Here is a 24613-nt window from a genome sequence, read left to right on the forward strand (position 1 = left end):
CTTTCGGCAAAGTGGCGCTCAGCCACTGAGGCATGATTAGCATGTGACGTGTGCCTCATCGCGGAGGGAATGCCGTGTCGAACCCTCGGCCCGGGGAGTCGCTCGTAGCGGGCGGTTCAGTTCAGGCTGTCCAGCCCTGCCCTGGCGCGGAGAGCCAGCTGGAGAGGTTCCGGCGCGATGTAGAGCATCCGGTGCTGGCCGGGGTGCTGTGTTATTTACAGGAGCGGGCCGTCGGATCGATCGGGTATTACGAGGACAGTCCCTGAGGTGAGCGAAGGTCCACGGAGGGGAGCAGCGGCCGACCCGAACGTCCACGAGTCCGCCCCCTGGCCACATCGGCTGCTGGACGTGCCTGGTCTGCGGCGTGCGGGTGTGCCGCCGGTTCCCTTCCATCAATTCGTACTCAAGGTGCACAGCCGCTGTAATTTGTTGTGCACCTATTGCTATGTCTACACGGCGGCCGACAACAGTTGGCGCCACCGCCCCGTGCGTGTGCCCGACCGCGTGCTCACGCGCAGCGCGGAGCGGATCGGTGAGCATGTGGCGACTCACGGCCTGCGCCACATCAGAGTCGACCTGCATGGTGGGGAGCCCTTGCTGGGCGGCGGAACGGCAGTGCTCAGGCAGGCGGCCGAGGTCCGCAAGGCGGTGGAGGCGACCGGCGTGAGCTGCGAGGTACAGGTCAGTGTGCAGACGAACGGCACACTGCTGACGGACGACGTGATCCGGCGTCTCGCCGATGCCCGGATCAGAGTCGGCGTCAGCCTCGACGGCGGCTACTCCCACCACAACAAGCGGCGTGTCGATCACTCCGGTCGTCCCTCCTGGGACGCTGCTGTCCGTGGACTGTTGGTGCTCGCCGAATATCCGGAGACGTACGCCGGCATTCTCTGCGCCGTGGATCTCGACCGGGATCCGGTGGAGATCTACAACTCGCTGCTGGAGTTCCGGCCCGCCGCGATCGACCTGCTGCTACCGCATGCCAACTGGTCGTCGCCGCCGTACGGCAAAGGTCCGTCCACGGCAGGCGAAGCACCGTACGGGGAGTGGCTGACCCGTGCCTTCGACCGCTGGTTCGACGGCGACCGCTACCAGACCCGGATCCGGCTCTTTGCCGAGATCATTGGCTTGCTGCTCGGCTGGGACAGCAGTGCGGAAGCCGTTGGGCTGTCGCCCGTCGCCGCCGTGCTGGTCGAGACGGACGGCGTCATTCAGCAGGTTGACAGCCTCAAGACAGCGTACGAGGGTGCACCGGAGACCGGTCTGGACATCTTCCGCAACAGCTTCGACGAGGCGCTGGAGCATCCCGGCATTGCTGCCCGGCAACTGGGGTTTGCCGCACTGTCCGACACCTGCGGCCGGTGCCCGGTGGTGGCGGTCTGTGGCGGCGGACATTACGCCCATCGTTACGAACGTGGGAGCGGCTTCCGGAACCCCTCGGTTTACTGCGCCGACCTGAAACTACTGATCAGGCACATCGCCCGCCGACTGGAGCGGGTGCTGGGCGCTGTTCCGGTCCCGGTTCACTGAACGACAGCTCGTTGCAAGGTTGTTGAAGCCACGTCAGAATCGAGAGGTGACAGACGGGGGAAGGGCTGCGGCAGAGGATGTCTGGAGAGCCCAGAACATCTGGTCGCAGGCCGCGAATCGGCAGAAGACGGCGATCGGACGCGCGAGGCTCACGGCACTCTGTGCCACCCTCGCCGCAGGCGTGCTGGGCGCCGGATCCGCACAGCTGATGCCCGTGTCCCAGCCGACGGGACGCACGCTGGCCTTTCTCGCGTTCGTTGCCGCGGGGGTGGCTCCGCTTGCGGTAAGGGGAGCGGCCGCCGATCGGGTCCGGGACTGGACGCGAACGCGCGCGGTATCGGAGGAGCTGAAGAGTCAGACTTATCTGCGGCTTGCGCGCCTCACCCACTACGCGGCTGCCGCGGATGCCGATGCCGAGTTAGCCGACCGGGCCGGGCGGGTGCTGGCCGACGCGGCCGATCTGGAGCCCGGGATCTCCGCGATCCGCCCGGTGGACCGTCCGCTCCCGCCGGTCAGTGACGCCGCGACGTATGCCGCCGAACGGCTCCGGCGCCAACTCGAGGTCTACTACCGGCCCAAGGCCCGTGAGATGGCCCGGCGGGCACAGTCGATCGAGCGCTGGACGGTAGCACTCGCTGTACTCTCTGTCCTCCTCGGCGGGGTGGCCGGTGCCTTCGCGGTGGAGTCCGCGGCGGCCTGGATGCCCGTGGTCGCAGCCGTCGCGTCCGCCGTGGCAGCCCATGGGGCAACGGCGAAGTATGTGGTTCAGCAGGTGGAGTTCAGCCGGACCACCGGCGAGCTGGAGCGGCTGCTCCTGTGGTGGGAGCAACTCGATCCAGCCACCCCGGCGGACGGCGACCGTCTGGCGGAGCGGGGCGAGCACGTCATCTCGGTGCAGAACGAGGGCTGGATGGCCAAGTGGACGGCGGACTGAAAGCAGGTCGAGGGTGGTCAAGGTGTTCATCAGCCACAGCACCAGCCAGGACCCACAGACGGCACGGCTGCGGGACGAGCTGGCTGTGCGGTTGAAGGGCCGGAGTTACGACGTTCTGCTGGACGTCCAGGATCAGCGCCCGGGCCAGCCCTGGCGGAGGAAGCTGTACCAGTGGCTGGGGGAGTGCGACGCGGCCGTGGTGCTGCTGAACGAGGATGCGCTGGTGTCCGACTGGGTCCAGCGCGAGGTCGCTGTCCTGAACTGGCGGCAGAGTCTCGGGTCCGGGATCACAGTAGTTGGTGTGCGGGTGGGGGGCGTCAGTTCGAAAAAGCTTGCGGAGTCTGCACTGCGCGATCTGGGGAGGTCGGATCTGGGCCGGGCCAACGGGGAACCCGAGGCAGACGCGGACCGGATCGCCGCAGCGTTCCCGCAGCTTGCTCAGGTGACAGACGATGTGATCCAGCGCTGGATCAGGAAGATCGCCGCGCAGCTACGTGCTCTGGGCGACCGGCTGCCCCTGGTGGAGATCGCCAGGGAACTCCGGGTGCCGGAGGAGGAGCACGCGGCGCTGCAGCCCGACGGAATGAGCTGCCTGATGCTCGCCTCGCAGCTGCTCGACACCCACGACATCGAGACTCTAGCCCGGACGGTCGGCAGCGCACATGACGGAGGTCTGGAGATCAGCCGGACCCAGATGCTGGCAAGCCTGGTCGTCCCCGCCTGGATCGACCGGGACGAGGCCCGTCGCATCATCGGGGACACAGACGGTTCGGTCCACCGCATCGTCCTGCTCAACGTGCGCAGCGCCATGATCGGCGAGCAGTACTTGGACCGGGCCTTCTGCGTCGACTGGAACAGGTACTACATCGCCCGGGCGGCGGGTGACCCGCCCGGGGAGGAGGATCCCGAGGAGTACCTGCTGGAGCAGTGCCTGACGGTGCTCGGGAAGAGGTTTGGTGTCGAGCACGAAGACGACTGGCAGGAGCTCAGGAAGAAGCCTGTACTCAAGAGCCAGTTCTTCCTTGTACTCGATGCCCGCCAATGCGAACTGGACATGGTTCACCGGGTGGTGTCCCAGATACACGAACTGGTCCCCTGGATCCGGGTGCTGGTCATCCCCCGGACTCCGGTGGAGTCGCGCGAGCAATGGCCGGGAAGCCCCGATGATGTGCTGGTTCTGGCCCCGGAATTGGGGCGACGGCATGAGATGCTGGCAGTCAGCGTCGTGTCACGGTTGAAGGAGCGCGTGGGCCCGATCACCATCGGGGGAACAAGGGGGGCGCAGTGAGCGACAGCCCGAGTGAGACGCCGCAGCTGTTGGCCGGTGAGTCCGCAGCGAACTGGCTCGACACGCCGGACCGTAACGACGGCAGGGTGTATGTGATGCCGCCGGGGCTCGACTTCGCGGTGCGGGTCGCCCTGGCGACTGGTCGGCCGCTTCTCCTCCGGGGGAGGCCGGGATCCGGCAAGTCGTCCTTGGCGCCGTACATCGCCAGCACGGAGGGCTGGCGCTATTACGAACACGTCGTCACATACCGTACGCAGCCTCGTGATCTGCTGTGGAGTTTCGACAGCGTCCGCCGGCTGGGCGATGCGCAGGTGCGCCAGGAGCCGCAGCCGGACGACGCGAGCTATGTGGTGCCGGGAGTGCTGTGGTGGGCGCTGGCCCCGAAGTCCGCCCGCCGACGTGGGCGTCCGGAAGGAGAGCACGTACCCGATCCGTGTCCGGATCCGTTCGGCAAAGTGAATGACACTCGTCGGTCTCCTCGTGCAGTCGTGCTGATCGACGAGATCGACAAGGCAGATCCCGATGTTCCCAACAGCCTCCTCGTGCCTCTCGGCTCGCACCGGTTCAAGGTGGCTGAGACAGGCGCGGAGATTGTGTCCGAGCGTCTTGAACCCACCACGGAGGACGCCGATGCGACAGGCGACGAGGATGTGTACCGAACCCGCAACCTAATTGTGTTGACCACCAATGAGGAGCGCGAACTACCACAGGCGCTGTTACGCCGCTGCGTGGTGCACGAGTTACCGGAACACGACAAGGCGATGCTTGTGCAGATCGCCGAGAAACACATGGAGCTGTGGCCGGGCGGAACACGGCAGTCCGACCGGGAGCTCGCGGAGAAGGTTGCCGAGATGCTGATGGAGGTCCGCAAACAAGCGGACGCGCAGGATGTCCGCAGGCCGAGTACCGCGGAATATCTGGACGCCCTGGTGGCCTGTCGTAGTCTTGGTATCCGCCCGGGCGACGAACAGTGGCAGATGCTGACCCAGAACGTGCTGATCAAGCCTCAGCAGATGGCAGAGGACCGTAAGTGATCGGCGGCGCGTGGCTGGGGGACTTGGTCCGCGCCGCGCATGCGCTGGGCGCCGGGACACCTGAAGAACTCGCGCAGATCGCCGGACTCCTGGGACTGGGCGGTGAGCAGCCCGCGTCGGCGGAGTTACCGAACACCGAGGACCTCAGGGGCGATCCGGCGGGAAACCGGGAGGGCCTGGATCCAGGGCCGGAAATGCCCCCGCCCACGCGAACCCCCCGGGCCGAGGATCGCGTGGAGCAGCCGGGCAGCGTGGTGGTGCCACTGCTGGAGCCTGTCGAGCATACGCCGCCGCGGCGCATCCGCTGGACCCACGAGTCCCTGGAGCGGCCACGGGGCCGCGGCGAGCCCGCTGTCGTCCCCCCGCATCTGTCGCTTCTCGCCCCGCGCTCGACGGCTGCGCTGCTTACTGTGTTGCTCTCCCGGATAGTCCGAGACGGGGAACTCGATGTGGAACGGGCCACGGAGGAGCTGTCACAGGCCCGGCCGCTGGACGAGATTCCCCGTCTTCCGGTGCCCACGCTCCGGTACGGCGTGCAGATCCTGGCTGATGTGTCCGCGTCGATGGAGCCTTTTGCCCGGGACGTGCGTGATGTGATCAGAGAGGTCCGGGCGCTGGCTGGAGCGGCCGGCACGGAGGTCCTCTGGTTCTCCGACGCACCCGGGCGTGGTGCGGGTCCCGGGTCCCGGGCCACCTGGCGTCAGCCCTGCCGGCTGCCCCGGCCGGGTGCGCGCGTGTTGATTCTCTCCGATTTGGGCATGGGCGGGCCGCCCCTGAACCCGTGGCGGGCCGGGAGGCAGGAATGGCAGGCGGCGGTGGGAGCGATCCGGCAGCGGGGCTGTGAACCGGTGGCACTGGTGCCCCTGCCGGAGCAGTACTGGCCGAGGTGGGCGCGGATGCTGCTCCCGATGGTGGTGTGGGACCGGGGCACGATCGTCAGCAAGGCACTGGGGGCCCGGCCGTGAGGGGTGCCGAGCGGCCGGGCCGGACGCTCGCGGTGCTGCTCAGTGTTGCGGCCCGCATCGAGCCCGAACTCATGCGCGCCGTGCGGATCACGGCGGCGCCCGGCCTGGACGTGGCCGCGGAAGTGGATCTGTGGTTCGGCGACCTGGTCGAGCACCGCGGATACGGCTACGTTGAGTTGCGGGCCGACGTACTGGAACCCTTGCGCGACACTCTCAGGACCAGGCTGCGCGAGGCATCCGACGAGGATCCGATCCACCGGCTGTGGTCCGTTTATCAACGGGTTCGGTCCGGTCAGTCGCCCGCGCTCCGCGCCCAGGAGTACGCCACCTGGCTGGACGTCAGTGGTGGTCCGGAGGCATCCGAGCTCATCGAGGAGACGCTCCAGCCTGCCCTGCGTGCCTTGATGACGGAGGACCGGGAGGGTGTCGCCCGCTGGTTCACCACAGCCTGGGACCGGTTGCCGGATCGGGTAAGGCGCTCTACCGCTGCCTGGCAGCTGATGACGCTGTCCTCGCACCGGCTCGCCGGAGAACAGCCGCGCCTTCCCCGCCCAGCGCGGCTGGCTCTCGCCGATGTCGTGGCCATCGCAGGAAATCTACCGCTCGCTCGGCTGCATATCCGGTGGAGTGGAGACCGGCTGCTGATGGGGGACGCTTCGTTGGAGCCGGGTGAATTCGCGATCTCCGTGCCCGACACCGACCCCCGTGTCGTGGAGCTGATGACGGGTGACACTGTGCGTACGGTTCTCATCGGGCGGGACATGCTCGTACAGGAGTGGGTGGGTCCCGGACCACATCGGCTGGTCAGCGCCGACGGAGCGGTCTACATGCTGCCTCCACAGCCCGACGTGCAGCCCGACACACCGCCGGGAGTGGTGCTCCGGCTGCCGTCCGGTGATCTGAGTGTTGCAACCTCCGAGAAGGTGCCAACTGGCCCAAGTAGCGTACACATCAGCATCTGCTACTCGGGTGAGAGCCGTCCCTGGGCGATGTGGACGGCCCATCAACTGGAGGCGGCTGGCTGCGCTACTACCCTGCTGCGCTGGGACACGGCGTCCCGGACCCCCCAGGAGTCTCTCGGCTCCCTGCTTGCGGCCCCGGGCCAGGTGCTGCTGTTACTCAACGAACGTGCATTGCGGCCTGATCTGCATCAGGGGTCGGCCTGGTCGGCGGCCCTCCGGGCGATCGTGGACCCCAACCGGGAGCGGTTCGCGGCCCTTGTCCTGTCGCCCCGCTCGCTGCCCGAGGCGGTCACACTGCTCGAACCTGTCGACGTGGCGGGGCTGGAAGAGGAGGAAGCCCGCCGGTTGGTCCTCGAGCGGTTGGCTGTCCCGGTATGTGAACCGCCGGAGCAGCCCGACGGGCCACGATTCCCGAACGACCCCCCACAGGTACGCGAGGCGCCCCGGCGCAACACCCACTTCACCGGTCGGAAGGACGACCTCGAGGAACTCTCGGAACTGCTGGCGGAGCCCGGCCAGACCGGGGCCCGGGTAGTGCTCACCGGTATCTCCGGCGTGGGCAAGACCCAGATGGCGTCCGAGTACGCCTACCGGTACGGGGACAGCTACGACGTCGTCTGGTGGATCTACGCTGGCGAGCGCAGCACCGCTCGGGAACAGTTCGCCGCGCTAGCCGTCCATCTGGAACTAGCCGCAGGCCGCGACGTCGGCGAACGAATCCGGGCAGTTCACACGGCGCTGCGAGCCCGTACCACGCCCAGACAGCGCTGGCTGCTGATCTTCGACGGGGCGGACGACGTGGAGGAGATCCGGGATTTGCTGCCGGAAGGACGCGGCGATGTGCTCGTCACCAGCCTCACCCGGGACTGGGCTGGTGTGCTGGGGTTCCAGGAGTACACCCTGAGGGTGTACACCCGTGCCGAGAGCGTCGCGTTCATCCATCGCCGGGTTCCCCGGGCTACCTCGGTCGAAGCGGAGTACCTCGCGGAGTCGGTACAGGATCTGCCACTGGTGCTCGCACAGACCACGGCCTGGCTCGCCGCCAATCCGGAGCAGTCCATCAGCGAGTACGTCGACATGTTGCTGCGGCTCTCGCCGGAAGAGCTGGCGGTGCGTGTCGAGGATGATTATCCGCACGCGTTTGCGACATCGTGGGCCTTGTTGCTTGGGTCGCTGCGTGAACGCAATGCGGACGCAGCGGATCTCATTGAACTGATGACCATGTTCTCGCCAGACGCGATTCCCTTGCGCCTGATCGCCGCCGCCCCCGCGGCAGTCCTGCCACCGGGCAGTATCGCCCGTACCGTGGCCGACTCGGCCACCTGGCAGAAGGCGCTGGCGGAGCTCGCGAATCTGACGGCCATCGATCTGCGTTATTCCCAGGATCCCTCCCTGGAACACACCGTGGAGTCCGCACAGATGCATCGCCTGTACCACCGATTCATCCGTGGCAACCTCAGCCATGACACCCGTCTTTCCTTGTCCGCAGCGGCTTGCGGCGTCCTTGCCGCGGCCAATCCTGGACATCCCGCGGATCAGCGGGAGTGGCCCGTTTATCGGCAGATCATCCCGCACCTCTCCGTCGCGGGGGTGCTGGACCGCGATGAGCACGGAGTGCGCGAGCTACTACTGGACTGCGTCGACAACCTCCGACTGCGCGGTGAGTACGACACTGGGCTGCGTCTGTGCCAGCAGGCGGTCGCCCGCTGGCGACCCCGTTATCCGGGTACCGACGGCGATATGCTCGTGCTGGTGCACCAACACGCCAATCTGCTACGAAGGATGGGTCGTTACCGTGATGCGGAGGCCGTCGGAGTGGCCGTGGTGGACTTGCTGGCAGGCGCCCGGGACCCGGCGGATCCGGATCTGTTGCGAGCCAAGGACGGGCTGGGTGGCACGCTGATGGCACTCGGACAGTTCGCCCGGTCCCGCGAGCTGTTCCACGAGGTCTGGCGAGGGCATGCATCTAGAGCCGGGGATCACACACCCCGTGCCCTGAACGCCCGGAGTAACATGGCCGTGACCCTGGGTTTGCTGGGCCACTATCGAGAATCCCTCGACATCCACCGCGAGCTGTACGAACTGCGCGTCAGACAACTTGGGGACGACAACTTCCAGACCCTGTACTCCGGGCTGTGCGCGGCGTGGATGACGCGTTTGCTGGGCCGGTACGCCGAAGCGCTGGACCTGCAGCAGCGCAATGCCCGGCTGCACCGCCGGGCCCTGGGCCGCAACCATCCGCAGACGCTGAGCGCCGAGCACAATCTTGCCCAGTGCTTGCGTCGCGATGGCAGGGTCGAGGATGCCGCCGACCTGTTCAGAGGGGTGCTCAAGCGTTCCCGTCAGGTTCAGGGCCCCCTGCATCCGGATACGCTGATGATGGCGGCCGACCAGGCCACCCTGCTGCGAGCCGAGAGCCCGCGCGAGGCGTACAAGCTCGCCCGTGACGTGTCCGACGGCTATCTCCGACTTCTCGGACCCGACCACCCCTACGCGGCCGGATCCCTCGGCAACCTCGCACTCGCCCAGTGGGCGAGTGGGGTGGAGCGCGACGAGTCCGGAACCGCCGCTCGCACCGCCTGGCAACTGATGACCCGTGCGGTGGGTGAGGAACACCCGTGGACCCTCGGATGCCGGCTCAATCACGCGTCCATGCTCGCGCTGAACGGGGATGTGGGGGGAGCCGTAGACCACGACAAGGCGCTCCGTGAAGTGGCGTCGGAGCGGCTTGGCCCACAGCACCCGCTCGCTCTGGTGGCAGCCACCGCATACGCCTGGGACCTGCGCAGACTGGGACGCGCGCACGAGGCGGAGGAACTACATCAGCAGACTATGACAGACCTGCGGGATACGATCGGCGCCCAGCATCCGCACACACTCTCGGCCGGGCAGCAGGGGCGCCCGTACTGGGACTTCGAACCTCAGCCCATCTGAAACGACGCGACCTCGCCGCCAGAGGGACGAGGGCCGCTGAGGGGACCGTGGTATGGACGTGGAGAGCAGCAAGCACATCACCATCAGCTACGCGGGCTTCAACCGCCCGTGGGCGGTCTGGATCTCGCACCAGCTCCGGGCGCGTGGACTGACGACCGAGTTGAGGCGCTGGGACCCTCAGGTAGACGTTGCATTCGAGGACGAATTCGGTGCTCTGCTCAATGCCGCAGGTCGGATTCTGTTGGTGCTCGACAATTGGTACTTCCGACTGGGGCCCATCGCCACCGGTGACTGGGAGCGCGTCCTGCGAACCGTGGTGCCTCTCCACGCCGATCGTTTCGCCGCCGTCAGTTTGGCCACCCAGACGGTGCCTTCGGCGGTATCTCTTCTCGACCCCGTCGACCTCCACGACCTCGACGAACAGGAAAGCATCCGACGGCTCCTGCGTAGACTCTCCATCGAACCGGCCCAGACAGTGCGGCCGGCGCCCCCCGACGCGCCCCGATTTCCCAACGAGCCCCCGGAGGTGCTGGAGATACCTCGCCGAAATCGACGGTTCACGGGGCGGGACAATAAACTGGAGGAACTCCGTGAACTGCTGACGAGCCGGAATCAGGGGGACGGGACCGCGACCCGGGTTGTGCTGTTCGGCAGCTCCGGCACAGGTAAGAGCCAGATCGCCACCGAGTACGCACATCGCTTCGGCAACGACTACGACGCCGTTTGGTGGATCGATGCGACGCACCGGTCCGTGGCCCGTGAGCGCCTTGCTGTGCTGGCACCCCGGCTGGGGTTGCTTGTCGGTGAGCGCATTGGCGAGCGCATCCGGGCGGTACATGAGGCGTTGAACTCGGGTGAGCGGTACCGGCGTTGGTTGCTGATTTTCGACGGCGCCGACGAGGTTGATCAGCTGTCCGATCTGCTGCCCGAGCGGCATGGTCACATTCTGCTTACGTCCACGACACGGGAATGGGGCGACAGCGCCGACACCAGTGTCATCCACGTCGGCAGGTTCACCCGGCTGGAGAGCGTTGCCTATGTGCGCCGCCGCGCGGAGCGGGTTACCCAGGAGGAAGCCGACGAGCTGGCTGACGCAGTCCAGGATCTCCCTCTGTTGCTCGCGCAGACCGCGGCTTGGCTCAACGCCAACGACACCCCGGTTGCCGAGTATGTGGCCAAAGTGCGCCAGGGTGCCCTGCAAGCCGCGCAGATTCGTCCTGAGACGGAATATCCGCTGGGCTTCACGACCGCGTGGTCCGTGACGCTGAACACGCTGCGTGCGGATTATCCGGATGCAGCTGGTCTGCTGCACCTGCTCGCATTCTTTGCGCCCAACGAGATTCCCGTACGCTTGCTGACTGAAGCACGGCACGGCGATCTGCCTCAGCAACTCGCGAAGTTGGTCCAGGACCCCCGGGCCTGGCATCTGGCTCTGCGTGTTCTGTCCCAGTACACCGCTGTCCGGCTGGACTACCAGCAGGATCTGGCGGAGGACCCGGCCGTCGAGCAGGTCCGTATGCACCGCTTGTACCACCGGCTGTTGCGCGCGGAACTGGCGCCGGACGAGTGGCGGGCACACTCCCAGACGGCTTGCCAGGTACTGGTCAGTGGCGATCCGCGACGGCCCTCGGACACTCGTGACTGGGAGCGCTACGCCTCACTCATCCCGCATCTCGCGCCGGCCGGAGCTCTCGATTCTCCACGGCCGGCCGTGCAGGAAACCGTACTCAACTGCATCGAGTACCTGCGGGTCCGAGGGGAGTACCGCACTGCGCTGCGACTGTGCGGCAAGGTGCTGGAACACTGGCAGGACCTGGATCCATACGACAGTGCCTTGCTCAGCCTGCAGCACAAGCGCGGAAGTATCCTGCGTCAGACCGGTCGGTATGTCGAGGCCGAGCAACTCGGCAGATCCGTGGTGGGCCAGCTCTCCGGTCAAGGGGCCGATGATCCGCACCTGCTGCTTGCGAAGGACGGGTTGGGAAGCACGTTGCTGGCCCTCGGGCAGTTCACTCAGGCCCGGGACCTGTTCAAGGACGCTGCCGAGCGGTTTGCCGGACAGTTCGGATCCGAGGCCCCGCAGACTATGGCTGCCCGGCACAACCTCGGCCTGGCGCACATGCTGCTCGGCCGCTACGCCGTTGCCCGTGCCATCCACCGGGACGTGCTCCAGATCCGCCAGCGCCGGCTGCGCTCCCGGCATTACCTCACCCTGCTGTCAGGTGTCGTGTATGCCCGACTGATCCGCATCATGGGCGATTACTCCGAGGCCGCCTCGCGGCTGGAACAGATCCTCCGGACACTGCGCCAGATCTCTGACGAGCGACATCCGCAGTACATCATGGCCGAACATCAGCTGGGGCTCTCCCGTCGTCGCTCCGGCAACATTGCCGAGGCCGGGATGAGGCTGGCGGGCGCCGCGCGGCGGGCGGGCCAGGTGTTCGGCCCGCAGCACCCGGAGACGTTGGTGATGGAGGCGGACCATGCGTCGTACCTGAGGGAGCACGGGGAGCTGAACGTAGCTCTGGAGACGGCAAGTTCCGTTGCAGAGCGCTACGGAGAACTCCTGGGCCCGGACCACCCCTATGCGATCGGCACCCTCGGAAATCTGGGGCTGGCGTTCAACCAGGACGGCCAGCGGGAGACGGCGCTGGCGCATGCCGTGGTGGCAGTTGAGGGTATGACCAGGGCGGTTGGTCAGGAACACCCGTGGACTCTCGGCTGTGCCTTGAACCTGTCAGCGGCTTACAGCACCAACGGATACCCCGAGGAGGCCCTTCAGCTCAGTGCGGACACCCAGGAGCGAGCTGCTCGGGTCCTCGGGACCACGCACCCATTGGCTCTCTCGGCGATGGTGGCCCTAGCCGATGATCTGCGGGCCGCAGGGCGGGTGGCGGAGGCCGCGAAGGTTGAGCGCAGAGCGCTGGATCAACTGCGCCAGGTGTTGGGCCCGGAGCACTCGCACACTCGCAGTGCGCTGCGGCGGGTGCGGCCCTACTGGGATTTTGAGCCGCAGTCAATATGATCCCAGTGGACGTCGTCCAAGGCTGGAAAATTCATGCACAATCAGAAGCGAGCCGCAGCATCCGTTCCGCCCCCCAGGAGCCTGCTCATGGTTGTCGGGCATCCAGCGCAACATCTCCCCGTTTCTGTTGTCTTTGCCGGCATCAGCCACGGCTGGACTCAGTGGATCAGCTGGGCGCTGGCCCAGGAGGGGTGCCTCGTCACCGAGGTTCGTTGGTCACCACTGGACCGGCTGCCGGAAGTAGCCGCATTTGCGGCCTTCTTCAACAGACCGGGGCGGGTGCTACTGGTGCTGGACGACTGGTATCTGCGATTCGATACCGGGCGCACTGCCGGCTGGGCCCGGGTGCTGAACCAGGTGATGCCTCAGCTGAAGGAAACCATTGGAGCTGTCACCGTCACCACCCGTCCGCTGCCGCACGAAGCCGTCAGCCTCGGTGCCGTGACCCTGCGCGGTGTCGGTCCGGAGGAGGCGCGGCGCCGCGTTCTGTCCCAGGTAGGCATTACATCGGGCATACCCCATGCGAGCTCAGCCCTTGAGCCGCGCTTCCCCGAGGACCCTCCGGATGTGACAAACGCCCCGCGTTCGAATCCGCGGTTCACCGGCCGTGAAGACCTGCTCGACACCCTGCACGACATGCTGACCAGTGACGATGGGAGCGGTAGCCGGGTTGTGCTGCAGGGTCCCTCTGGAATCGGCAAGAGTCAGACTGCGGGAGAGTACGTCCGGCGATTTGCCGGAGAATACGACCTGATCTGGTGGGTGCCCTCCCCGACCAAGGCAGCCGCCCGAGAGGGTTTCGCCGCCCTCGCGCAGAAGGTGGGTCTCGGTACTGAAGGCCAGCTGACCGGACAGATCGAAGCGGTGCACCGAGCGTTGGCGCGGGACCCGCACGGTCGTTGGGTGATCGTCTTCGACGGCGCCGAGGATGTCGAGGGCCTTGCCCCACTTCTGCCACGGGGGCGGGGACAGGTACTGATCACCGCACAGTCATCGGCGTGGATCCGGCAGGGCGTCACTCCCTGCGAGGTGCCCTCGTTCGACCGTGCGGAGAGCGTCGCCTTCGCGTGCCGACGTGCGCCACGGCTGACCGAGGAACAGGCCGGACAGCTCGCCGACAGGCTTGATGACCTTCCGCTGCTGATGGATCAGAGCGCCGCCTGGATTGACGCGCATCCGACCGCTGATATCTCTGAATATGTGGCGGCCCTGGGGAACGAAAGTCTTGGGCCCGTCACAGTCGATGCGGATCAGGCGGACAAAGCCAAGATCGCACGCGAGACCGTCTGGGAAACCACGCTCGGCTCGCTGGCCACACGCTGGCCGAAGGTGCACGAATTGCTGACCCTACTCACCTTCTTCTCTCCGGACCTGCTTCCCGTCAGGCTGTTGCGTTCGGCTCGGACCAGTGACCTTTCGCCGGGAATCGCGGAGCTCGCACGGGATCCGGGCAACTGGAATGCCGCTTTGCGAACGATCGCCGAACTTACCTCCCTGAGGGTGGAATACGACGATGACCCGCGTCAGGACGCGGTCCTCAGCATCGTCTCGCTGCGTATGCACCGCAGTTTCCACCAGTTCGTGCGTCGTGGCCTCAGCTCGGCGGCTGCGCAGGGCCTGGCGGCGGCAACCGTCCGGGTGCTGGTTGCAGCGGATCCCGGTGAGCCGGGTTCCCCGCACAACTGGGCGCGCTACGCCGTGCTCCTTCCGCACCTTGAGACTTCAGATGTTCTGGTTGCGGAAGATGACGATGCCCGCCAGTTCCTTCTCAACTGTGTCGAGTATCTGAGGGTCCGCGGCGAGTACCAGGAGGGGCTCGCACTCAGCCGCCGGTTGCTGGAGCGCTGGCGGGCAGTACGCGGAGAGACCGACAAGGCGGTATTGGTCGCGGTCAACCAGGAGATACGCATGCTGCGTAGCCTTGGTCGCCACGTCGAGGCCGAGTCGTCCTGCCGGGATGTTCTGGCGCGCCTTGCTCTCGCGGAAATCGGTGGCATCGAGTTGCTGCGCGCGAAGGACGCGCTTGGCGGCACACTGATGTCCCGTGGTCGGTACGACGAGGCATACACACTCTATGCGGAGGCAGCTCGGCAGGCCGCCGACTGGCTGGGTGAGCGCTACGTACCACGAACCCTCCAGATTCGCAGCAATCTGGCTATGGCCCTCGGCCTGCAGGGCCACTATCGCCAATCCCATGCCCTGCACCGCGAGATATACGAGGCTCGTGTGGGACTTCTCGGGCTGCAGGAGCGGCGCACACTCCAGTCCGGAACCCATACAGCCCGTATGTTACGCATGCTCGGAGCGGTGCAGGAGGCACACAGCCTGCAGCGGCACAACGCGCAGCAACTCCGTAAGGCCCTTGGCGGAGATCACCGGGATACCCTGCTGGCCGAACACAATCTCGCTTTGTGCCTGCGTCGGAACGGTGAACTCGCCGAGGCGAATGAGCTGATGACTTCTGTACGCAGGCGGCTGACGAGGCGTAGCGGGGCACGGGATCCGGAAGTGCTGATGGTTACCTTGGACCACGCGATGTTGCTGCGTGCTCTCGGGGACCAAGGCATGGCTCGGCGATTGGTGAGCAGGACATCTGAACTGTATGCGGAGCAGTTGGGTACGTTGCACCCCTATGCCGTAGGAGCCCGTAATAACTTTGCCTTGATGCAGCTCGACGATGGCCAGGTGGACGACGCGTTGCGGCTGGCCACCCAGTCGATGGAGGAGCTGGAACAGGTGATCGGGCGTGATCACGTCTGGCTTGTGGGCTGTGCGATGAACTGTGCTTCGGCAATGGCAGCGGCCGGGGATGCGGAGGGCGCCGTGGAACAGGGACGGAGGGCGCTGGAACGGGCGATTACGTTGTTGGGAGCGGGCCATGTGCTGGCTCTCAACCTGCGGGCAGGGTTGGCTCAGGACCTGTACTCGTTGGGCCAGACCGACGAGGCGGAGGAAATGGAGAGGCTGGCGCTCTCGAAACTCTCCGAGAGTTATGGCCCGCACCACCATCAGACCATTTACATGCGTTCTCGCATGAGGCCGTACTGGGACTTCGAGCCCCAACCCATCTGACGTGCCCGCAAAACGGGAGGGGCCCCGCGCGATGCGAATCGCGCGGGGCCCCTCCCGTCATACGCCGTCGTACCGCCCGGCGGCCCGGCTCAGAGGTCGAAGACCTCCGCCACCAGCGCCGCCTGCTCCGCCTGGTGCCGCTTCGCCGAGCCCACCGCGGGGGAGGACGACGACGGGCGGGAGACCCGGTGGAGGCGGTCGCCGGACGGGGCCGGGCGGGAGCCCAGGAGCAGGTCGAGGTGGTCGATCAGGTTCAGGGCGATGAACGGCCAGCCGCCCTGGTTGGCCGGCTCCTCCTGCGCCCAGACGAACTTCTCGGCGTTCGAGTACTTCGCCAGCTTCGCCTGGATCTCCTCGCCCGGCAGCGGGTAGAGGCGCTCGAGGCGGATGATCGCCGTGTCCGTGACGCCGCGCTTGGTCCGCTCCGCGTCGAGGTCGTAGTAGACCTTGCCGGAGCAGAAGACGACCTTGCGCACGGCGGCCGGGTCGACCGACGCGTCACCGATGACCGGCTGGAACGAGCCCGTGGTGAACTCCTCCGCCTTGGACGCCGCCGCCTTCAGCCGGAGCATCGACTTCGGGGTGAAGACGATCAGCGGCTTGTGGTGCGGGTTGTGCACCTGCCAGCGCAGGAGGTGGAAGTAGCTCGACGGGAGCGAGGGCATCGCGACCGTCATGTTGTTCTGCGCGCACAGCTGCAGGAACCGCTCGATGCGGGCGGAGGAGTGGTCCGGGCCCTGGCCCTCGTAGCCGTGCGGCAGCAGCAGCGTGACGCCGGAGGTCTGGCCCCACTTCTGCTCGGCGGAGGAGATGAACTCGTCCACCACCGTCTGCGCGCCGTTGACGAAGTCGCCGAACTGCGCCTCCCACATCACCAACGACTCGGGACGGGCCAGCGAGTAGCCGTACTCGAAGCCCATCGCCGCGTACTCGGAGAGCAGCGAGTCGTAGACGTTGTAGCGGGCCTGGCCCTCGGCCAGGTAGTTGAGCGGGGTGTAGTCCTCGCCCGTGGTCTGGTCGACGAGCACCGCGTGGCGCTGGCCGAACGTGCCGCGCCGGGAGTCCTGGCCCGCGAGGCGGACCGGGGTGCCCTCGAGGAGCAGCGAGCCGATGGCGAGGGTCTCGCCCATGCCCCAGTCGATCGTGCCGTCCTCGACCATCGCGGCCCGGCGCTGCAGCTGCGGCTGCAGCCGGCGGTGCACGGTGACGGAGTCGGGGATGTTGACCTGGGACTCGGCGATGCGCTTGACGACCTCCTGGGAGATCGCGGTGCCCACGGCGACCGGGAACTCCGGCAGCGCCGGCAGGGCGGTCACCGGGGCGGGCGCGGCGGACACGTCGCGGACCTCGGTGAAGACCTTCTCCAGCTGGCCCTGGAAGTCCTGGAGCGCCTGCTCCGCCTCTTCCATGGTGATGTCGCCGCGGCCGATCAGGGACTCGGTGTAGAGCTTGCGCACCGAGCGCTTCTTGTCGATCAGCGAGTACATCTGCGGGTTGGTGAACTCCGGGTTGTCGGACTCGTTGTGTCCGCGGCGCCGGTAGCAGATGAGGTCGATGACGACGTCCTTGTTGAACGCCTGGCGGAACTCGAACGCGAGGCGCGCGACGCGCACCACGGCCTCCGGGTCGTCGCCGTTCACGTGGAAGATCGGCGCCTCGATCATGCGGGCCACGTCGGTGGCGTACATGGAGGAGCGGGCCGACTCCGGGGGAGCGGTGAAGCCCACCTGGTTGTTGATGACCACGTGCACGGTGCCGCCGGTGCGGTAGCCCCGCAGCTGCGACATGTTCAGCGTCTCGGCCACGACGCCCTGGCCGGCGAAGGCCGCGTCGCCGTGCAGGGCGATCGGCAGGACCGTGAAGTCCGTGCCGCCCTTGCCGATGATGTCCTGCTTGGCGCGGACGACGCCCTCGACGATCGGGTCGACGGCCTCGAGGTGCGAGGGGTTGGCGGTGAGCGAGACCTTGATCTGCTCGCCGTCCAGGCCGGTGAAGGTGCCCTCGGCGCCCAGGTGGTACTTGACGTCGCCGGAGCCGTGCATCGACCGGGGGTCGAGGTTGCCCTCGAACTCGCGGAAGATCTGCGCGTACGACTTGCCGACGATGTTGGCCAGGACGTTCAGCCGGCCGCGGTGGGCCATGCCGATGACGGCCTCGTCGAGGCGGGCCTCGGCGGCGGCGTCGATCACGGCGTCGAGCAGCGGGATGACGGACTCGCCGCCCTCCAGCGAGAAGCGCTTCTGGCCGACGTACTTCGTCTGCAGGAACGTCTCGAAGGCCTCGGCGGCGTTCAGCCGGCGCAGGATGCGCAGCTGCTCCTCGCGCTCGGGCTTGCTGTGCGGGCGCTCGATGCGCTCCTGCAGCCACTTGCGCTGCTTCGGGTCCTGGATGTGCATGTACTCCACACCCGTGGTGCGGCAGTACGAGTCGCGCAGCACGCCCAGGATGTCGCGGAGCTTCATCAGGGACTTGCCGGCGAAGCCGCCGACGGCGAAGTCGCGCTCCAGGTCCCACAGCGTCAGCCCGTGCTCGGTGATGTCGAGGTCGGGGTGCTTGCGCTGGCGGTACTCCAGCGGGTCGGTGTCGGCCATGACGTGGCCGCGGACCCGGTAGGAGTGGATCAGCTCGAAGACGCGGGCCGCCTTGGTGACGTCGTCGTCGTGCGACGCGTCGATGTCCTTGAGCCAGCGGACCGGCTCGTAGGGGATGCGCAGCGCCTGGAAGATCTCGTCGTAGAAGCCGTTCTCGCCGAGCAGCAGGTTCGCGACGATCCGCAGGAACTCGCCGGAGGCGGCGCCCTGGATGACCCGGTGGTCGTACGTCGAGGTCAGCGTCATGACCTTGGAGACGCCCAGCTTGTTCAGGGTGTCCTGGGAGGTGCCCTGGAACTCCGCCGGGTACTCCATCGCGCCGACGCCCATGATCACGGACTGGCCGGGCATCAGGCGGGGCACGGAGTGGACGGTGCCGATGCCGCCGGGGTTGGTGAGCGAGCACGTCACCCCGGTGAAGTCGTCCATCGTGAGCTTGTTGGTGCGGGCCTTGCGGACGATGTCCTCGTAGGCCTGCCAGAACTCGAAGAAGTCGAGGGTCTCGGACTTCTTGATCGCCGCCACCACGAGCTGGCGGTCGCCGTTCGGCTTCACCAGGTCGATGGCCAGGCCCAGGTTGACGTGCTCGGGCTTGACCAGGGTGGGCTTGCCGTCCTTCTCGGCGAAGGAGTGGTTCATCGACGGCATCAGCTTCATCGCCTGCACCATGGCGTAGCCGATGAGGTGGGTGAAGGAGACCTTCCCGCCCCGGGCGCGCTTGAGGTGGTTGTTGATGACGATGCGGTTGTCGAACAGCAGCTTCACCGGGACGGCGCGGACGGACGTGGCCGTCGGCATCTCCAGCGAGGCGTTCATGTTCTTCACCACGGCGGCGGCCGGGCCGCGCAGCGTGACGGTCTCGGGGCCGGCGGCCTGATCGGCGGCCGGGGCCTTCGCCGCCGGCGCGGGGCGCTCGGCGGGGGCCGCGGCGGGCGCCTTCGGCTGTGCGGCGGCCGGTGCGGGGGCGGGCTTCGCCGGAGCGGCGGCGGGGGCGGGCGCCGGTGCCGCGGGAGCGGCGGCCGGGGCGGCCTGCGCGGGGGCCGGGGCGGCGGCGGACGCGTCAGCCGCTGCGGCGGCGGCCTGGGCCGCCGCGTTCGGCTTGTAGTCCGCAAAGAAGTCCCACCAGGCACGGTCGACCGAGTTCGGGTCCTGGAGGTACTGCTGATAGATCTCGTCTACGAGCCACTCGTTCGGGCCGAACGTGGTGGCGGGGTCCCGGCCCTGGCTGGGTTCCTCGGTCGAGACGCTATTCGGGGACTGTGGCGACACGGCGGTATCCGCCCTCTTCCGCTTCACATAGGTGATGGACAGCGGAGAACAAGGCTACGCCCCCCGGAGGGTTCCTTGCAGGTCTCACCCGGTCCCAGTCGCGGAAGTCACAAAGAAAACCGGGTTTGGGCGGGAAGATTGGCGGGAAACACATGAGGTTTGCCTACGTCCGGCCACGCAGAGTAGGGGCCCGCTCGGCCCGTAGCCCCACGGGAGCCGCACGTCCTTGCTCGTCGACGGCCCCGACCAGGTCAGAGGGCCACCGCCGCGGCGCCACCCTACGTCAAATGATCGTTTTTGCCACGCCCGGAAGAGTGACGAGGATGCGGCAGCCGCGGGGGGATTCGGCCACGCCGATCCGTCCGCCGTGCAGATCCACCGCCCAGCGCGCGATCGCCAGCCCCAGCCCCGTACCTCCGTCGTGGCCCGGGCCGGACCGCGTCTGCTCGGTGGCGCCCCGGGTGAAGCGCTCGAAGACCCGGTGCCGCTGGGACTCGGGGATGCCGGGGCCCTCGTCGAGCACCTCGAGGACGAGGGACTCGGGACCCTCGCCGGAGCGGGCGCGGACCGTGACGCGGCCCTGCGGGGGGCTGTGCTTGACGGCGTTGTCGATGAGGTTCGCCACCACCTGGTGCAGCCGCTCGGTGTCGGCGTGCGCCACCAGGGTGGGCGGCTGGACGTCCAGCCGGAGGCTGACGTCGCCGCGGGCGGGGCCGCCGCGCGCGGTCATGTTCGCTTCGCGCAGAACCCCGGACAGATACGGCCAGACCTCGAAGCGCCGGGCCCGCAGCGGGACGGCGCCGCTGTCCAGCCGGGACAGGTCCAGCAGCTGCTCCACCAGCCGGCCCAGGCGCTCGGTCTGCTTCAGCGCGGTGCGCATGGTGTCCGGATCGGCCTCGGAGACCCCGTCCACCACGTTCTCCAGCACGGCCCGCAGGGCGGCGATGGGGGTGCGCAGCTCGTGCGAGACGTTCGCCACGAGCTCCTTGCGGTGGCGGTCCACGGCCTCGAGGTCGGCGGCCATCCGGTTGAAGCTGGTGGCCAGTTCGCCGTACTCGTCGCGGCGGCCCGCGGCCAGCCGGCGGCTGTAGTCGCCGTGCGCCATCGCCCGCGTCACCTCGGTCATCTCGCCGAGCGGGGCGGTCAGGCGCTGGGCGACGAACTGGGTGAGGAGCAGCGAGGCGACCAGGGAGAAGATCGTCGCGACGCGCAGCTCGGTGGACGACACGATCGACACGTACACCAGCAGCGTCGCGATGATCACCGAGAGGATGACCAGGCCGCTCAGGGCGGCGTTGACGGAGCGGAACGGGTCGACGGGACGCAGCGCCGCCCACAGCCGCGCCAGGGGGCGGCCGCGGGGGGCGGTGGGTGCGGGGTTCATGGTGCCTCGCTGCTGCTTCGGTTACGCGGCTTCCGGCTCCAGCGCGTAGCCGACGCCGTGCACGGTACGGATCCGCTCGGCGCCGATCTTCCGGCGCAGGGCCTTGATGTGGCTGTCGACGGTACGGGTGCCGGAGGCGTCCGCCCAGTCCCAGACCTCCACCAGCAGCTGCTCGCGGGAGAGCACGGCCCGCGGCCGGCACGCCAGACACACCAGCAGGTCGAACTCCGTCGGCGTCAGATGCACGTCCGCCCCCGCGACCCGGACCCGCCGCTGGGAGTGATCGATCTCCAGCTCGCCGAGCCGCAGCACCGCCCGGTCCCGGTGCGCGGCGGAGGCGGACGCGCGCTCCACCCGGCGCAGCAGGACGTGCGTCCGGGCGGCCAGCTCCCGCATGGAGAAGGGCTTCGTCATGTAGTCGTCGGCGCCCACGCCGAGGCCCACCAGCATGTCCGTCTCGTCGTCGCGCGCCGTCAGCATCAGCACCGGCACCGGGCGCCGCGCCTGCACCCGGCGGCACACCTCCAGCCCGTCGTACCCGGGCAGCATCACGTCCAGGACGAGCAGATCGGGCCCCCACTCCTCCGCGGCGGCGACGGCGGACGGCCCGTCCCCGGCGGTCCGTACCGCGAACCCCTCCGCCTTCAGCCGGGCGGCTATGGCGTCGCCGATGGTCGGATCGTCCTCGACCACGAGAATGCGCCGCGCGCTGGGGGAGGGTGGGTTCCCCGGCCGCGGCTGTACCTGTGCCATGTCGTGCCCCCGGCTTTCGTCGCTCCCCGTCGGTCCGTCGTGCTGCTCTGCAGGGTATGCGGGGGGATCCGCTCCGGGCTACGGGCGCCCCCGGCACCCCCGCGTGAACCGGGCGGGCCGGTGCGGTCGATAAGGGTGCGTGAGAGTGTTCCGGGCCGTGCCCTCCGAGTCCCCGCCCCCCGACGCGGTGCTGCTGCGTGCCGTGGCGCGCGGCGACACCGACGCGCTGGCCGCGCTGTACGACCGGCACGCCGGGTGGCTGCTGGTGCGGCTGGGGCGCCGGTGCGGGGACGGCGAGCTGGCCGGTGAGGTGACGCAGGACACGTTCCTGACGGTGTGGCGGACGGCCGCCGCCTTCGCCGACACCGGCGGGGGGTCCGCGGGCGGCTGGCTGTGGACGATCGCCGCGCGGCGGCTGGTCGACGCCCAGCGGTCGGCGGCCCGGGCGGCGCGGGGCCTTGCGGCGGCCGGTGCGCCGGTGCCGTCCGCCGCGTCCGCACCGTCCGCGGAGGAGCACGTGCTGGCGGGCGGGCTGGAGCCGGACGTGCTGCGGGAGCGGCTGGCGGGGGTCGGGGGGCTGCCCGAGCGGATCACCGAAGGCGGGCGGGAAGGGGGGTCGGCCGTGCCGGACGCGGCGATGTACAGCCGGCGGAACGAGATCACCGACCGGGACTTCTTCCTCCTCAACGCCTGGTCGGGGCTGGACGGGAGCACGTGCGGGAGGGGTACGGTCACCGAGACCGCCGTCGAAGTGTGGATGCTCCCCTTCATGCGGGACGTCTACCTCGGACCGGAGGACCGGCAGACGAAGGAGGTACGCGCCGCCCTCGCCCGTATCGAGGCCATGCCCCCGCCGGAGCGCGCCGCGTTCCTGACCCGGTACCTGGCGTGCGACAGAGGGGCGGAGCTCCGATGAGGCTCTACCTCCGCTCCCGCGCCCTCCCCGCCGCCCTCCTCGTCCTGATCGCCCTCACCCTCCTCACCTGGCGCTGCGCCGACTGGCTCGTCGACTCCCCCCGCTTCGGCACCACCGCCCGCGTCCCCGTCGTCGCCCTCGCGCCGCTGCTCGCCGGATCGGCCGCCGCCGCGAGCCTCTTCACCCACTCCGCCGAGCTCGAACGGACGGCGCCCCGCCCCCTCGCGGCGCTGCGCGGCGTACAACTGCTCCTCGTCACCGCCCTGTACGCCCTCGCCCTCGGCGCCACCGTCACCTCCGACGCCGCCCACTTCGGCGCCCAGGCCATGGTCCGCAACGTCCTCGGCACCGCCGGCCTCGCCGCGCTCTCCGCCGTGGCGTTCGGCGCACGGCTCGCGTGGGTGCTGCCCCTCGCCTGCACCGGCACGGCGTATCTGGCGGCGCCCCGCGTGCACGGCGGGGCGGTGTCCGTGTGGGCGTGGCCCGTGCAGCCGGGGGCCGAGGGCGGGGCGTGGGGTGCGGCGCTCGGGCTCCTCGCGGCGGGTGTGGCGGCGGGTGTGCGGTGGGGGCCGCGGGCCGGGTCAGGCAGGGCGTGAGGGTCGGGCCGGGCGCCGGGCCAGGTGCACGACGTCCGGCACCCCCCGCCGTACCGGGATCTCCTCGGTCACCACGTCCGTGAACCCCGCCGTGCGCAGCGCCTCCTCGAACGCGGGGGAGGGCTGCGCCGACCACACCGCCAGCACGCCGCCGGGGGTGAGGCGGGACAGGCAGGCGGCGAGGCCGCCGGGGGAGTAGAGGGAGGCGTTGTCGTCGGTCACGGTCCAGTCGGGGCCGTTGTCGATGTCCAGGCACAGGGCGTCGTACGACACGTCCGCCTCCCGGACGTACGCCACCAGATCGGCCTCGACGATCTCCGTACGGGCATCCGCCTGCGCCGCCCCCGAGATCGCGGCGAGCGGCCCGTCCACATGCCAGTCGATCACCGCCCGCTCCCGCTCGACCACGGCGATCCGCCCCCACCGGGTCTCCGCCGCGGCCTCGGCCAGGGAGAACCCGACCCCGAGCCCGCCGATGAGCACGGCCGGCGCCGGCCGCTCCCCGAGGGCGTCCAGCGCGGACCGCACCAGCAGCCGCTCGGAGCGGCCGTCGGAGGTGTCCATCAGGAAGCAGCCGTTGGCGATGATCTCGAAGTCGTCCCCGCGCCGGCGCAGGGTGACCTCGCCGAAGGGGCCTTCACGGTGGTCGAGGGTGACGGGTTGGTCCATGGCGGTCGAGCATAATTCCCGGCCGGCGGGCTCATCGGCTCACCGTCGCGGCGGCAGTGCGTCCAGGACCTCCCGCATACCGGGGATGTCCCAGCCCTCGCCGAGGACGACCGTGCGGTCCTGGTACTCGAGGAGGGTGTTGAGGGAGTCCGGGCCGGACTGAGGGGTGCCCTGGTCGGTGGCGTCGATCCGGTTGAACCGCACGGCGGCGAGAGCGTCCCGCAGCCGCTTCGCCTTCGCTTCCGGCAGCCGGCCCTCCTCGGTCCCGCGCCTCGTCCGCACCGTGTAGCGGCCGTCGACCCGCACGGTGAGGGTGTCGTCCCTGCCGTCGATGCCGCCCCGCTCGTGCAGGACGACCAGCTCCGCGCCGGGCGCGGTGGGCTGCTCGACGTCGGGGGAGGATTCGGCGGACGCGGACGCGGGCGCCGACGGTTTCGTACGAGGTCCGTCCGGCTCGTCCGACCCGCATCCCGTCACGAGCAGCGCGGGCAGCATGACCAGCCCGATTCCGGTACGAACCACACCCCGTCGTGTCATGGAGCAGTCATATCAAGGCAGGCCCGCGCAGGTCACCCCACAGACCGGGGAATGGCCGTACCGGCCCCGGCGGTTCTCCGAGCGGCAGCCGGTGCGGAGGTCCCGCTGATCGCTCACAGCGAACAACCCCGGGGCCGGGAACATCCCCGACCCC

The 24613-nt window shown here is 68.6% G+C and carries 14 protein-coding genes and 1 pseudogene; 10 read left to right on the top strand and 5 right to left on the bottom strand.

The features are described from left to right. Positions 1-267: 267 nt before the first annotated feature. The 8 genes from SRB5_RS19115 to fxsT (SRB5_RS19150) all read left to right on the top strand — a co-directional run bounded on the left by SRB5_RS19115 (position 268) and on the right by fxsT (SRB5_RS19150) (position 15744). Positions 268-1530 (top strand): FxsB family cyclophane-forming radical SAM/SPASM peptide maturase, encoded by a 1263-nt coding sequence (locus tag SRB5_RS19115; protein ID WP_323378142.1) that lies wholly within the window; start codon positions 268-270, stop codon positions 1528-1530. 46 nt (positions 1531-1576) lie between these two features. Beyond that, the gene (locus SRB5_RS19120) at positions 1577-2464 is read left to right on the top strand and encodes a DUF4231 domain-containing protein (RefSeq protein ID WP_323378143.1); all 888 of its coding nucleotides are present in this window, start codon (positions 1577-1579) and stop codon (positions 2462-2464) included. A gap of 13 nt (positions 2465-2477) precedes the next feature. After that, on the top strand, positions 2478-3752 hold the full coding sequence (locus SRB5_RS19125) for a toll/interleukin-1 receptor domain-containing protein (RefSeq protein WP_153453600.1): 1275 nt from the start codon (positions 2478-2480) through the stop codon (positions 3750-3752). Beyond that, a complete protein-coding gene (locus tag SRB5_RS19130) occupies positions 3749-4786 on the top strand; it encodes a MoxR family ATPase (RefSeq protein WP_323378144.1) in 1038 nt (345 codons plus the stop codon). Before SRB5_RS19125 ends, SRB5_RS19130 begins: the two co-directional genes overlap by 4 nt. Further along, positions 4783-5751 carry a hypothetical protein gene (locus SRB5_RS19135; protein WP_153453602.1) on the top strand — a complete coding sequence of 323 codons (969 nt, stop codon included), beginning with the start codon at positions 4783-4785 and terminating at the stop codon, positions 5749-5751. Before SRB5_RS19130 ends, SRB5_RS19135 begins: the two co-directional genes overlap by 4 nt. Next, entirely contained in the window at positions 5748-9647 is a 3900-nt protein-coding gene (fxsT, locus tag SRB5_RS19140; protein WP_323378145.1) for an FxSxx-COOH system tetratricopeptide repeat protein, read from the top strand. Before SRB5_RS19135 ends, fxsT (SRB5_RS19140) begins: the two co-directional genes overlap by 4 nt. A 52-nt stretch (positions 9648-9699) precedes the next feature. Further along, positions 9700-12672: an FxSxx-COOH system tetratricopeptide repeat protein gene (gene fxsT, locus SRB5_RS19145; protein WP_153453604.1), complete on the top strand. Its 2973-nt coding sequence runs from the start codon at positions 9700-9702 to the stop codon at positions 12670-12672. A gap of 87 nt (positions 12673-12759) precedes the next feature. Further along, positions 12760-15744 (top strand): FxSxx-COOH system tetratricopeptide repeat protein, encoded by a 2985-nt coding sequence (fxsT, locus tag SRB5_RS19150; protein ID WP_153453606.1) that lies wholly within the window; start codon positions 12760-12762, stop codon positions 15742-15744. An 89-nt stretch (positions 15745-15833) separates the two neighbouring features. Here the strand turns inward: fxsT (SRB5_RS19150) and SRB5_RS19155 are convergent, their stop codons facing one another. From SRB5_RS19155 to SRB5_RS19165, 3 genes are all read right to left on the bottom strand, one after another. Further along, a complete protein-coding gene (locus SRB5_RS19155; protein WP_407703941.1) occupies positions 15834-19604 on the bottom strand; it encodes a multifunctional oxoglutarate decarboxylase/oxoglutarate dehydrogenase thiamine pyrophosphate-binding subunit/dihydrolipoyllysine-residue succinyltransferase subunit in 3771 nt (1256 codons plus the stop codon). 283 nt (positions 19605-19887) lie between these two features. After that, the gene (locus tag SRB5_RS19160; protein ID WP_153453610.1) at positions 19888-20988 is read right to left on the bottom strand and encodes a sensor histidine kinase; all 1101 of its coding nucleotides are present in this window, start codon (positions 20986-20988) and stop codon (positions 19888-19890) included. 21 nt (positions 20989-21009) lie between these two features. After that, positions 21010-21741 carry a response regulator transcription factor gene (locus SRB5_RS19165; protein ID WP_153453612.1) on the bottom strand — a complete coding sequence of 244 codons (732 nt, stop codon included), beginning with the start codon at positions 21739-21741 and terminating at the stop codon, positions 21010-21012. A gap of 139 nt (positions 21742-21880) precedes the next feature. Here SRB5_RS19165 and SRB5_RS37150 point away from each other — a divergent pair. Further along, positions 21881-22270 (top strand): annotated as a pseudogene (locus SRB5_RS37150) (RNA polymerase sigma factor); the annotation flags it as partial. Between the two features lie 383 nt (positions 22271-22653). Further along, on the top strand, positions 22654-23253 hold the full coding sequence (locus SRB5_RS19175) for a hypothetical protein (protein WP_153453614.1): 600 nt from the start codon (positions 22654-22656) through the stop codon (positions 23251-23253). Here SRB5_RS19175 and SRB5_RS19180 read toward each other — a convergent pair. Both SRB5_RS19180 and SRB5_RS19185 read right to left on the bottom strand, forming a co-directional pair. Then, positions 23239-23922: a spermidine synthase family protein gene (locus SRB5_RS19180; RefSeq protein WP_153453616.1), complete on the bottom strand. Its 684-nt coding sequence runs from the start codon at positions 23920-23922 to the stop codon at positions 23239-23241. The genes SRB5_RS19175 and SRB5_RS19180 overlap by 15 nt on opposite strands. Before the next feature lie 39 nt (positions 23923-23961). After that, a complete protein-coding gene (locus SRB5_RS19185) occupies positions 23962-24459 on the bottom strand; it encodes a hypothetical protein (RefSeq protein ID WP_153453618.1) in 498 nt (165 codons plus the stop codon). Positions 24460-24613 lie beyond the last annotated feature (154 nt).

Origin of the sequence: Streptomyces smaragdinus (assembly GCF_009604385.1) — a bacterium.
Classification (GTDB): domain Bacteria; phylum Actinomycetota; class Actinomycetes; order Streptomycetales; family Streptomycetaceae; genus Streptomyces; species Streptomyces smaragdinus.

Bases quoted from the DNA above. Each gene is read 5' to 3' on its own strand.
- SRB5_RS19175 (WP_153453614.1), top strand. From the start codon at position 22,654: ATGAGGCTCTACCTCCGCTCCCGCGCCCTCCCCGCCGCCCTCCTCGTC.
- fxsT (WP_153453604.1), top strand. From the start codon at position 9,700: ATGGACGTGGAGAGCAGCAAGCACATCACCATCAGCTACGCGGGCTTC.
- SRB5_RS19185 (WP_153453618.1), bottom strand. From the start codon at position 24,459: ATGACACGACGGGGTGTGGTTCGTACCGGAATCGGGCTGGTCATGCTG.
- SRB5_RS19180 (WP_153453616.1), bottom strand. From the start codon at position 23,922: ATGGACCAACCCGTCACCCTCGACCACCGTGAAGGCCCCTTCGGCGAG.
- SRB5_RS19160 (WP_153453610.1), bottom strand. From the start codon at position 20,988: ATGAACCCCGCACCCACCGCCCCCCGCGGCCGCCCCCTGGCGCGGCTG.
- fxsT (WP_153453606.1), top strand. From the start codon at position 12,760: ATGGTTGTCGGGCATCCAGCGCAACATCTCCCCGTTTCTGTTGTCTTT.
- SRB5_RS19165 (WP_153453612.1), bottom strand. From the start codon at position 21,741: ATGGCACAGGTACAGCCGCGGCCGGGGAACCCACCCTCCCCCAGCGCG.